General features: G+C 51.9%; 9 protein-coding genes. 3 read left to right on the top strand and 6 right to left on the bottom strand.

Features of this window, described 5'->3' with window-relative positions; all coding sequences use genetic code 11:
* Window positions 1-48 precede the first annotated feature (48 nt).
* From AC2FLO_RS05860 to AC2FLO_RS05850, 3 genes are all read right to left on the bottom strand, one after another.
* Window positions 49-1,566: a bifunctional aminoglycoside phosphotransferase/ATP-binding protein gene (locus AC2FLO_RS05860; RefSeq protein WP_480490425.1), complete on the bottom strand. Its 1,518-nt coding sequence runs from the start codon at window positions 1,564-1,566 to the stop codon at window positions 49-51.
* 43 nt (window positions 1,567-1,609) lie between these two features.
* Window positions 1,610-2,191 carry a c-type cytochrome gene (locus AC2FLO_RS05855; RefSeq protein ID WP_480623710.1) on the bottom strand — a complete coding sequence of 194 codons (582 nt, stop codon included), beginning with the start codon at window positions 2,189-2,191 and terminating at the stop codon, window positions 1,610-1,612.
* A 169-nt stretch (window positions 2,192-2,360) separates the two neighbouring features.
* Window positions 2,361-4,145: an AMP-dependent synthetase/ligase gene (locus AC2FLO_RS05850; RefSeq protein ID WP_170824819.1), complete on the bottom strand. Its 1,785-nt coding sequence runs from the start codon at window positions 4,143-4,145 to the stop codon at window positions 2,361-2,363.
* A 133-nt stretch (window positions 4,146-4,278) separates the two neighbouring features.
* On the opposite strand from AC2FLO_RS05850, the gene AC2FLO_RS05845 reads away from it, so the two are divergent.
* On the top strand, window positions 4,279-5,544 hold the full coding sequence (locus AC2FLO_RS05845; protein ID WP_496716959.1) for an aminotransferase class I/II-fold pyridoxal phosphate-dependent enzyme: 1,266 nt from the start codon (window positions 4,279-4,281) through the stop codon (window positions 5,542-5,544).
* Between the two features lie 12 nt (window positions 5,545-5,556).
* On the top strand, window positions 5,557-6,339 hold the full coding sequence (locus AC2FLO_RS05840; protein ID WP_480909344.1) for an SDR family NAD(P)-dependent oxidoreductase: 783 nt from the start codon (window positions 5,557-5,559) through the stop codon (window positions 6,337-6,339).
* A 4-nt stretch (window positions 6,340-6,343) separates the two neighbouring features.
* On the opposite strand, the gene AC2FLO_RS05835 is transcribed toward AC2FLO_RS05840, so the two are convergent.
* From AC2FLO_RS05835 to ftsH, 3 genes are all read right to left on the bottom strand, one after another.
* Window positions 6,344-7,402 carry a hypothetical protein gene (locus AC2FLO_RS05835; RefSeq protein WP_480909342.1) on the bottom strand — a complete coding sequence of 353 codons (1,059 nt, stop codon included), beginning with the start codon at window positions 7,400-7,402 and terminating at the stop codon, window positions 6,344-6,346.
* A complete protein-coding gene (locus tag AC2FLO_RS05830; protein WP_480490436.1) occupies window positions 7,392-8,936 on the bottom strand; it encodes a GH3 family acyl-acid amido synthetase in 1,545 nt (514 codons plus the stop codon). The genes AC2FLO_RS05835 and AC2FLO_RS05830 overlap by 11 nt, the downstream gene beginning before the upstream one ends.
* Window positions 8,937-9,344: 408 nt before the next feature.
* Window positions 9,345-11,258 carry an ATP-dependent zinc metalloprotease FtsH gene (ftsH, locus tag AC2FLO_RS05825; RefSeq protein WP_480490438.1) on the bottom strand — a complete coding sequence of 638 codons (1,914 nt, stop codon included), beginning with the start codon at window positions 11,256-11,258 and terminating at the stop codon, window positions 9,345-9,347.
* A gap of 345 nt (window positions 11,259-11,603) precedes the next feature.
* Between ftsH and AC2FLO_RS05820 the strand changes: the two genes are divergently transcribed.
* The gene (locus tag AC2FLO_RS05820; RefSeq protein ID WP_170680650.1) at window positions 11,604-12,131 is read left to right on the top strand and encodes a universal stress protein; all 528 of its coding nucleotides are present in this window, start codon (window positions 11,604-11,606) and stop codon (window positions 12,129-12,131) included.
* The last annotated feature ends 167 nt before the right edge of the window (window positions 12,132-12,298 follow it).

Here is a 12,298-nt window from a genome sequence, read left to right as displayed (position 1 = left end):
GCTACGAAAGCCCCCTGCTCCGCCTCTAGCCAAGTTCTTCTGACAATTTCAGGCCAACGTTTTCAAAATCTTCAACCGCGTTTCTTCTATCGTACAAGAGGTCTTAATATGGTTCCAATCAATCGGACCCAAGTGCTTTTGCAACTGCCTTTCAAGCACTCTCGGAGTCGCATCAGAAGCTGATTGAGGCCGTGTTTGAACGCGTCGTTTGAGTTCTCCCGGCGCCGCGGTTAACCAGATGCCGTCGAAGCGAACACAAGCTTCCCGCGCGACCTGTTCGACTTCCTCCCTTCGGCCTGGGCGATCGTAAACGGCGTCGACCACCACCGCGCTCCCACCGCTCAAAAGTGAGCCGGCTCTCTGCGCCATTGAACCATAAACTCTATCCGAAACCTCAGGCTCATAGGCATGATCCGGTAACTTGGTGTGTGGATCGCACCCGAACATTGCTTTGCGGGTCTTGTCACTTTCTATCACTCTTGCGCCCGGTGCAGATCCGATGGCAGGAGCAATTGCAATCGACATAGTCGACTTGCCGCTACCACTAAACCCGCCGATCGCGACCAAGCGCGGCTTTGAGGCACAAAAGAGAGACATTGCCAGCTCGTAGTAACTGCGGGCTTCTTGCCGCTTGGCGTTTGCGTCTTCGATGTGTGGGTCTTCGGATTGGGTCGCAAGGACATGCGCTCGGACCGCTGCTCGAAGAGCAATAAAAAACGGCAAACAAGGGTAACCGTCTTCTTCCTCTGTAATATCTAGATAGTGATTTACGACGAGGTTCGCGAACTGTCGTAAATCCCTGTGCCAAAGGTCCATAGCTAGGAAGGCGAGATCGTAAAGAACGTCAACAGTCGCCAGTTGGTCATTGAAATCGATACAGTCGAAGAGTCTCGGGCGACCGCCGAAGAGGCAAATGTTTCGAAGATGAAGGTCGCCATGGCACAGTCTAACGCAACCACGCGCGGCGCGTTTGTCGAGGATAGGTGCCCTCTGCTTCAAGTCCGCGTGAAAAGCCCCGTCAATTAGGTCAACTTCAGCCTTGGAAAACACCGAACTTTGCTGAAACCCCGCATGATTAATTTCCAGGACGGCTTCGATATTTTCACGCCCATTGGCTTGGACTTTTTTTGCCAACTGATGAGCTTTGGCGATCGTCTTGGCCAGGACACTCATTACGTTGGAGGTCAACTCTCCCCGCACAGCCATTTTGTCCAGAATTGCATCTTGATCGAAGCGTACCATCTCAACAACTGCGTCAACAAACTCGCCCTGCCCGTCCAAATTCAACACTGAACCGCTTCGAGTAATGTGCCGTACGCCGAGATAGATTTCAGGCGAAGTGATTTTGTTAAGTTGCAACTCCTTTGCGCATGCCTCTGACCGAATTTCAGAAGTTGAGAAGTCTGCATAAGGCAAATAGACCGCCTTCTTGAGCTTGTATGCTCGATCTCCGGCGAGAAATACGATTGATATATGTGTTTCGATAACGTCGATTTTCTCATTGATGCCGTACGTGGCTGGGTCCGAAAGGAAAGCCACCACTTCGCTTTGGTCTTCAACAATCATCTTTGCCTCCGGCGACCTAGAAAAGTCTTTTTCGGCTAGGTGTTCACGGCACGTACCTAAGCGGCTTGGGAGATTGAATGCTCTCCAGGTACTCGGTCAACGCGATGAGTTTGGCAGGAACTTCTGCAACCAAGCCATTTCCCGTATCAAATTCGACCGTGGAGCCTTCGCTTAGCTCGGCGATAACGGGCATGTCCTCACGTGGGGTCGTTGTTTTTAGATAGCCATCCAAGATTGACATCACTTCTAGCATAGGCCAAACACCGCTTCTTCGGTCGGCAATCTTGGTCAAATCCGGAGGTTGTGTTTTCACGGCCGTCGCCGCAGGCCCATTTCCCTGTGCATCAACCCCATGGCATTTGGCGCAGTGTGCGATGAATAGATCTTCGCCTTGTGTCGGAACTGTTTCCGCCAAACTCTGAAACGAATAAAACACGGAGCCAACCAGGATTACTGCCGTAAGTTTTTTCATAGTCTCAAGCCCACTAAAATTGAGTCTTTTGCCCTTTAAGATTTGAAACAAGGCGGTGTCCTTATGGGTACCAACTCCGCTTTTTTCACCGACTTCGAAAACGGCTATTGGAGCGGGCAGCAAAAAGCGAAAAACAGCTTCGCTACTTAACATTCCAATCTTAGCATTCGAGTCCCGTCCGACTCCTTGATGTGGGTCAGATGAAGATGGACAAGATTCGTTTGAAAGTTCACACCGTTTTCTTATTTGCCACCCGATTTTAGACAAAAAGAACCTGCATTGCGCGCGCCAAAGGTGGTTAGGCGCAACAAGAAATTTGTACTCAGCGGTAAAGATCTGAGAGTGCTTTCTCATACCTTGCTAGAACTCTAGCTCGCTTAGGCTTTAGTGTCGGCGTGATTAGACCGTTTTCTAGACCCCAGGGTTCAGTCTCGATGACAATGTCGCGGATGCGGGCAAAGGGCGGGGTATCTTCCAATCTATTTGTTAGATATTCAACCAAATTCCGTCGAACTTCTTCGGACATTGGGTTAGCTAAGGAAACATCCGTCTTTTCGCACCAAGCTTGGAATTTCGGTGCATTTACAACGACAACCGCCGAGCACCATGGCTTGCTATCACCCAACACACAGACCTGTTCGATCAGAGGATCGGCAGCCAGAGCTGCTTCTATAGGCGTTGGATTGACGTTTTCCCCGGTCGATAGCACGAGGATGTCCTTTATTCTTCCCCTTATATAAACACGCTCATCGATTATCTCGGCCGCATCGCCTGTACGAAGCCAATGATCTTGATCGAAGGCATCGTTTGTCGCGTCTGGGTTATTCCAGTAGCCGATCATAGCGCTCGGTGAGTGGATCAACAGTTCTTGCCGATCACCTATTTTTAGTTCGCTGCCCGGAAGCGTGAAGCCGACGCTGTCACAGCGACGATCATCAATTGTCGACCCGGTTACTGCAGGTCCAGCCTCTGTGAGTCCGTACCCCTGAAGCAGCGGGATTTCCATTGCTGCGAAAAACCGAGACGTATCTGCGGACAAAGGCGCACCACCGCAAACCAGCATTCTAATATGCCCCCCAAAAGCTTCGTGCACACGCCTGCTGACACGTCTACCGATCAGGGTCCAATAAAGGTTAGCCACAATAGAAGGAGGCGGCAGTTTTTTTTCAACGACTTGCCGACGGCGCCAGCCGATTGCCTCTGTCCAAGCTAACAGCCTGCTGGCTATTACCGAACCTTCTGCTTCCGAAATCACTTTGTCATGGACTCTCTCGAAGAGTCTCGGCACCGCAAGCATGACGGTCGGATGCAGAGCCCGCATGTCTTCAGCCAAGTCTTGAATGGAGCGCGCGAAAGCCACCGGGCTGTTCGCAAGCATGGGACAGATATAGCCCAAGGTTCTCTCGAATGCGTGGGCCAAAGGAAGGACGGATAGGAATAAGTCCTTTTCGGAAATTGGATTGATTTCGCCCACAGTCGCCGCGTTCCAGAGGAGCGCTTTGTAAGTTAGCATCACACCCTTAGGAGGCCCCGTAGTGCCGGAGGTGTAAATAAGTGTCGCCAAATCATCTGGCGAACCAAATTCACCTCGATCTTCTTTGTAACTTCCGATCTCTATGTCGGGGCAAACCATCGCTCGACCTTTTTTCGGCCCTTCCCCACTGACCAGCCAAACTTGTTTCAATACGGTCAAGGACTTACGTTCAGACCCCAAATCTTCCCATCTATCGATACTGTCGGTCACACATAAAACTGCACCGCTGTCGCGCAGAACGTGACAAATATTGGCAACACTATCCCGCGTGTAGACCGGAACAGCTACCAACCCCTCGCTCATGGCCGCCAGATCAGTGACTATCCAATCGACACAGTTCGGTAGGAAAATCCCGATCCGATCCCCGGCGCGCAAATCAGCTTGCGCGAAGGCTGCACGGCGTTTGACAACCCGTTCATTCACCATGCGCCAAGTCAGTGTCTGCCAGGCACCGTTCACGAATTGAATATAGGCGGGGCTATCGGGCGTATCGTTGACCCTTGCTTCGAATGCTTCGGGAATCGTCTGGCACAGCGCTACATCCACCCCGCTGGTTGGCGAATTCTCAAACATGTTCCATCTTCTGAGATCGCGTTCAAAACCTCCATGATTCAAATCAATTTCAATCAACGTTGGGCGGGTTAACCTGTCGGAGTGCGTCTTGAGTTGCTCAACAATTCGAGGCTTGGAAAGAAAGGTTCGACTGATGGCAGGAACTGCTTCTTCACCAGCCGCACGAATAAAGTCTTTGACGAAACTCGTGCAAAACTCAGGGCTGTACCCAAACAACCCTATCGTAAACAGCGCGACGACCGAGCCTGTGATATGGGTCGACGGTCGAGATCATCTGCTGTTTTGCTCCAACAACCTTCTTGGCCTTTCGAACCACCCAGATGTCAAAGCAACTGCCCAGAAAGCGCTGGAGCGCTATGGGCTGGGTTCCGGTGGATCACGACAGATGGCAGCGAACATCGATGTTCATAGAGCGCTTGAGCAGCGTATAGCCGAATTCGTTGGCCAAGCAGACGCTATTTGTTTTGCGGCAGGGTACATGGCTAACGTCGGGGTGATCCCAGCGCTTATGAAAGTAGACTTTCTCCAGTCTTTGGCCGAGACCCATCTTGGCCATCCCGGCCAAGACAAGCTTGGAGAAAATGACGCCGTTGGTTGGGAGGTATTTAGTGAAGAACTGAACCACGCAAGCGTCGTAGACGGTGTACGCCTCGCAAAGGCGAAGATCAGCAGGTTCCCACACAAGAATATGAAACACCTCGCTGAGGCAATTGGCGAGTCGAAAATGCCATCCAAATTTATCGTAAGCGACGGTGTGTTTAGCATGGATGGAGACATAGCACCAATCCCGACGATGGCTGATTTGGCTCGCGAGCATAACGCCATGCTGATGATCGATGACGCACACGGGGTCGGCATGCTCGGGGCTAATGGTCGGGGTAGCCTAGAACACCACGGGGTCGCTTCAACCGACGTGGACTTGCAAATGGGTACATTTACAAAGGCTTTTGGAGGCGTTGGTGGATATGTTTCCGGGGATCAGGAAGTAATCGACTTTTTGCGTATTTCTGCACGGACATACATCTTCTCCGCACCATTGCCGCCAGCCATCGCGGCCGGGGTAACCGAAGCTATCGACATTGCTGAACGCGAGCCCTGGAGACGCGAAAAAGCGCTTGAGAATGCATTTTACTTCAGACGTGAAGTGGAATCCCGTGGGTATGAAACTCTTGGCAGCGAAGCACACATTGTCCCAACCTTGATTGGCGACGAACTAAAAGCGGCCGAGGTTACCCGCCTGCTTAGACATCGCGGTATCGTCGCACCACATGCTCGTTACCCCGCTGTTGCGCTCGGCCAGGCTCGCATCAGGTTTGTAATGACCTGTCAACACGAACGCGAGCAGATTGACTTCCTGCTGGGCTGTCTTGCCGAAATGCGTGAGACCCTGAATCTTTAGGAGCGCGTGACGTTGGATCCGCTAGACAACAGAACGGCGCTCATTACAGGAGCATCTTCGGGGATTGGGCGGGCATTTGCGGAAGAATACGCATCCGAAGGCGTCAATTTACTCATCGTCGCACGTCGGAATGATCCCCTACAATTGTTGGCGTCACAACTGCGATCAAAATACGGAATAGACGTCCAAGTTTGGGTTGGAGACCTTGCTATCCCTGAGACGCCTCAAAGTTTGTTCGATTATCTGATTGAGCAAAACATCCAAGTGGACATCCTTGTGAACAATGCCGGGTTCGGCGTTCCTGGAAATCTGTGTGAGGTGGAATGGGACAGGCATCGAGAAACCATCGAAGTCATGGGCGCGGCTCCAGTGCGACTATGCTATCTTATTGCTCCTGCAATGCAGGAAAAAAGATCAGGGCGGATCATAAACGTATCCTCGCTGGCGGCATTTGTTCCACCTCACGCAGGAGGAACACTGTACTACCCTTTGAAATCGTACCTTGCTCAGTTCTCAATCGCATTGCGGGCGGAAATGAAACCAAGCGGCGTGCACGTTACTGCTGTGTGCCCCGGCTTCACACGCACGGGATTTCAGGCCGCAGCAGGTGGAACAGTAGAATCCGTCACGATCCCAAAGTGGATGTGGAGCGAGCCGAATGATGTCGCGGTTACCGCGATACGCGCCGTAGAAAAAAACCAACCAATCTGTATCCCGGGTTTTTTCAATAAGGCTGTGGCATTGTTCTTCAAGATCATACCCGGTTCGCTGGGACGCAAGATAGTTGGCGAGTGACCAATCAGAAGACGTCACCAGCACTCACCATTACAGGACCGTTTCGCAACTTCGCGATCATATCCTCGCCCATTCCGACTACGTCGATCCTCAATTTAGCTGAGCCTGACATGGCATGAGATAAGAGGCCCATTTTTCCGCATTCTTGAATGCGACGTAAAACGCCGCTTCGTTCATCAAGCATTATCAGGCCAATCTTGGCTTGGTAATGATGCAAGCAGGCTTCCAATAGCTTAAAGAACACCGCTTCCTGTCCCTCTTTCACGACCAGATTTCCAAATCTGACGACCCTAAGATCCTGCAAACAGAAAACGCTATTTAGCCCAGGCAAATATGGGAGAATCCTAAGAAAAAATGCCCCTTGGATTCCGGGCATCGAGACGATCGACCACCTCAACAGTTCTGCCTGAGCAAGCGCTATTATCGCGTCTCCTTCTCTTACAGCAAAACACTCATCCGATTTGAATGAAGAGCGGAAGTCGGTCAATTCGTGGTCTTGATAAGCCTGCTCCAACTCGGCCAAAACCTGTTCCGCTTCCTCGGGACGGACCATGCCCACTTTTGGATCCTTGCGCGGAAAAAACCGCGAAAAAAGAGCCAGAGGTATGTTGGCCTCAACCGTATGACCAATCTGATCCGATAGGTGGAGCGAGTATTCAGTCGTTTCTTCGACATAGGCAAATCCAAACCCCGGTGTCCCGACGGTCGAGGTGCAATAATTCCGAACATGCTCAATCAGCTGCCCTGCAAGTCCCTCGTGCTGTCTATCAGGCCTAGTCGAGGCCATTACAAAGTGGAAACCATGGCACCTTTTCCCCGCTAACAATTTCAGACACTTATCCAGAACGAAAACGCAAAGCTCTTGCCCGGCATCAGACAAAACGAAAAAACTTGGGTCGCGCAACCGAGCCAACTTATTTGGGACATCAATAATGCGGTATTTGGTGGATCGGCTCCCCCAGACTGTATGTCCGAGCAATTCAACGGTTGCCTCCGAAGGTTCATCCGATCGCGTGATCAGTCTGAGTAAGCTGGGGTCTTGCCAAATCACCTCAACCGTCATGAGTTTGACCTTCGTTTGACTGGCTCAAAATCGCCTTGCGCATGTCATCGAACAAACTGGCATCTGTCACGATCCTGGGAACCTTATATTGACCGCCCAAGCCACGACGAGATTTCATCCATCTGAGGAACCCTCCCGAGGAAACGAAATTCACCACTGGTGCTGTAAGAGCGAGACCTCTTGCACGTAACTCGGAATAATCTTCATTTCGGCTGCACAAGACTTTGTCGACTTTTGAAGCGAACGTTTCCGCAGCATTCGGATGAGGTTCTCCCTCTACTTCGACGAGATAGAGATGGCGATTGCGCTGATCTTCGCAGACTGCGCCCACGCTATAGTCGACAACGGAGAGTCCTGTGTTCGATGCGGCCACAGCTACTGCCTCCGCGATTTCCGCTTCAATCAGATGTTCACCGAAGACGGACAGCCCGTTTTCCACTCGCCCGACCACCAACAAGCGCGGTGGCGAGAGATCCAAGAAGCGCACAATATCCCCTACAATATACGACCACAGTCCGGCGGCTGTCGAAATTGCCAAGGCGTAATCAACTCCGGTTTCAATGTTTCCAACCCAGTACCGTTCGGGATTTTTGGAATGGAGCTGTTCCGCCGGAATAAACTCAAAAAACACATGACCATTCAGGTGCAGGCGCATACCCTCCCCGTCGCCTCGGTCGGCGTAGGCAAATACGCCCTCGCTGGCAGAGTACATCTCTCGTGTTTCTGCGTGGCCTCCCTGCATCAGCGCCACAAACCGCTGCCGGTACGGAGCGAAATTTACGCCACCGTGAACGATAAGCTCTAGGTTTGGATACCAATCGACTAGTTTTACTCCCGAAGTGTCCCGATCTTTTGCGAGTTCGTCCAAAAAGATAAGCAACCAGTTTGGTGAACCCCCCAAAAAACGCACGTCTCTCTGCAAAGATAGGGGTGCCAGACGGCGGATCTTTTCCTCCCAATCTGCGATCCCGGCAATATCGGGGGTTGGCAACACTCGACCCTCAAACCAGTTTGGCATTGCACCTGCAGTGATGGCACTGACGGAACCCACATCCACCTCTGGAGTGGCGTGCTGCAAGTCAGTTGGGCCGGTCAAACCAAGTACAGAGCCCCCCAGCACCCTGCTGCCCGGTCGATTAACAAAGTGGTGACACAGAAGATCTAGAAATCCGCGCGCCGCAGAACGCCGCATCTCGGTCGAATATGGAATGTATTTGGAGCGACCCGTTGTTGTCCCCGAGGTCATTGCAAAATGCGGAATTCGCCCCGGCCAAGTTTGGTCGATGAGATCGGGGTATCTTGCCTGCCACCACTCCTGCCAGAACTCGACGTATTGGCGGATAGGCACTCGCTGCTGGTAGTCTCTGAGTTTGGAGATTTGGTCAAAGCCATGGGCTTGTCCGAACTTCGTTTTAGACGCGCGGCGAACAAGCCTAGTCAACAGCGTCGATTGAACAACAGAGGGGTTCTGTCGATTCAAACTCCAAACCCTAGCCTTCGCGTACCGACGAGCCAATGGGCTGAAGTCGATCATGCGACTGGATCGGCTAATTGCTCGTGTCGGTTGAGGTTTGTTCATCGCCTAGGCTGCCCAGTTCACAAGGTTAATTTGCGAAAACGATTACTTCTCCAGTGTTTCACACTTGCCATTGACTGTCGGCTAGACTCTCCGTTGTAAAATTCGCATAGCGCGGCGCCTTGTACAGCAAAATGTCCGTTTTCCACGAATACGTTGGTCTCGGCCTGCGCTACCGCTGACAGATTTCGGCATATTCTATCGAAATCTTTTTGGCCTCCCAACTTGAGAACCGTAGCTGTTCAACTGGCGCGCCACATTGATTTGGCTCAAGCACCGTTGGCCTGACTTTGCTGTCTGCACTGAACCAAAGAAGTTGAACATTTGCTGCGTGGCCAGCGAACACAGTAGTTGATAATCTTGGTATCAGTTCTGCGGAACCGCCGGTATTTTGGTCACCGAACTCCGAGTTTGCTGCGGCTGCTCAATTGTACGTTCTGGATCCAGGCAGGCCTGAATTTCAGAGAAGTCCAGAGTTTCATTTTTTTCAAGCGCTGCAATCAACGTCTCGACCTCGGGCTTGTGCTCTTCGAGAGTGGAAATTGCTCTGGCTTCGGCGTCAATGAGCATTTTCATAACTGCCCGGTCTACTTGTGCTGCCGTTGTATCAGCTATGTTCGTCGGCTGCGCGATTGTACGTCCCAGAAATGGGTGGTCGTCGCTTTGCCTCAGGTCGATTGGGCCGAGTTCTTCGGTCATCCCCCACCTTGTCACCATACTTCTGGCGGTTTCGGTAGCCCGTCGGATGTCGTCGTCAGCGCCGGAACTGACCGTTCCCAGGAACAGTTGCTCTGCCGCTCGCCCCGCAAGCAAAGCAACAATCTGATCTCTGAGAAACGTTTCACTAAGGGTATGACGCTCTGCTTCCGGCAATGAGTGTGTCCCCCCAAGCGCGTGACCTCGCGGAATAATCGTCACTTTGTACAAGGGGTCAGCTTCTGGCGTGAAATAGCAAACGGCGGTGTGGCCAGCCTCGTGCACGGCAAGACGGTGCCTTTCTTCGGGTCGTATCGCAAGAGTGCGGACAGTCCCCATCATCACTTTGTCACGCGCTTCATCAAGGTCGTTGCGAGAAATCAGATCAGCTCTTCGCCGCGCTGCTCCGATTGCGGCCTCATTAAGCAAGTTTTTCAGGTCAGCCCCCGAGAACCCCGGCGTTCCTGCCGCGATCCAACCCAGGTCGCCAGTATCTTCAAGCGGCAGTTTTCTTGCATGTATGTCAAGAATAGCCCGCCGGGCATCTTTCTCAGGCAAGTTCAGTGTTACATGGCGGTCGAAACGGCCAGGCCGGAGTAAGGCTGGGTCCAGCACATCTGGCCGATTGGTCGCCGCCAGCACAACAACAGATTCTCGGCCACTAAATCCATCAAGCTCGGCAAGTATCTGGTTCAGTGTCTGCTCCCGTTCATCATGACCACCGCCAAGCCCTGTTCCACGAGTACGTCCGACGCTGTCCAACTCATCGATAAAAATAATAGAGGGAGCGGCCTTACGCGCCTCTTCAAAGAGTTTACGCACCCTTCCTGCGCCAACGCCGACGAAAATCTCAATAAACTCGGAACCAGATGTCGAAAAGAATGGTACGTCGGCCTCGCCGGCAAGGGCTTTGGCCAGAAGCGTTTTGCCCGTCCCCGGGGGGCCAACAAGCAAAACCCCATGTGGGACCTCAGCGCCGACACGGGCAAAACGCTCTGGGTCGCGTAAAAACTCTACTAACTCTATTACTTCGCGCTTAGCCTGATCCTGCCCCGCGACATCTTCGAAGGTTACCTTTCTTCCAGCTTCGTTTGGTTTTGAGAAACGACCGCTTAGTAGACCACCAGAAATACCTCCCGGACCGCCGGCTATCCCGCCCGTCATTCGTCTTTGAAACCAGAAATACAGGGCCAGGATAAATATCCACGGAATAAGATAGACGAAGACCGAGGTTCCAGATGGTTCAATCGCAGTAACATCAACACCGTTATCTTCCAGCAGCGCCAACAAATCCGGGTCGCTCTGGCTTGGCACAACGGCCCGGAAAGCTTGCTCATCATCCCCGTTTGCAGAGGTAGCGCGAACCGTTATGCTGTGATCACTTAATTCTGCTGAACGAACCCGTCCCGCACGAATGATCTCTTTCACGCCGCTATATGAAATCGTCGTAGCGGTCAGTTCGGTAGGCGGCGCAAAGAAACTTGCGACAATTAAAGTTCCCATCGTGGCAACAAGCGCAACATAATAAATCCACTCTGGCCATTTTGGCCCATTGCCGGGATCTTTAGTTGGCTCTTGTGGCATAAGCGAAATCTTTCAAACAGACTGGTACTTGCGTCCGAAGACAGCACAACCTCAGACCCGCTACCAACCACACAGACTATGCATCCTTGATCAAGGCCCAATCAAATAATAGTCAACTTTGCATTATCTTAGCAAAACCAATTGCAGATTTAGCTGAAGTTACATGCGTTTGAACAAACCGCTTTTCACGGCAAACCTCCAGGCTTCAACACCACTCGAACCTCGATCAAAAGGTTGGCAACGGCGGAAATCGCAAGTTTCGAGTTCACTGAGTCTATTGACCTGCATCAATGCATCTTCCTCTGATACCCGTCAGTCTTGGCCTTTCAAAACGGAGGGGAAACCATGATTTCGAATATCTTGGTCGCAACTGACGGCTCTGAAACAGCTGATCGTGCCGTTGAATTCGCTACAGACCTAGCGCTCAGACTGGATGTGCCAATGACTATCGGCCATGTTCTTCAACATGGCGCTCGCATTGAAGAATTGGGCCGCATGACTGAGGTCGAGCACTTGGTTCAGCAAGTCAAAAGCGATGTGAAGCTTCATTTGGGCGACATTCCATCCAATATTGACGCGGTATTTTCGGGCCCCCTGTCACGCGCAGACAGAGAGCGTATCATCACAGTGATTGGCGAGAAAATCGTTGATGGAGCGGCGCGACGCGCGAAGGATGCAGGCGCGAAGAGCGTTTCGACACGGGTAAACAATGGGGATTACGATGAAGGCATCCTAAAAATGGCCAGTGAAATCGGTGCAGACACAATAGTTATAGGCCACCGCGGCTTGGGCCGGGTTCAACGGATCTTTCAAGGCAGCGTTTCGCAAAAAGTCAATCAGCGTGCAGACTGCACGGTGATTACCGTACGCTAAAATAAAGCAAACGGACCGGATACTATTCTGTGGTACCGACGCATTCAGAATTTCTGCAATGCGCAGCGTCAATGTCAGCAACAAAGGAGATCCTGAGCAGCCTCATCTGACTGGTCCAAGTTGATTGTTAGTGCATCATTGGCCTGTGATCCATTGAGATGATGGTT

The organism is Ruegeria sp. TASC047 (genome assembly GCF_059612445.1).
This window is presented reverse-complemented; position numbering and strand designations above follow the sequence as displayed.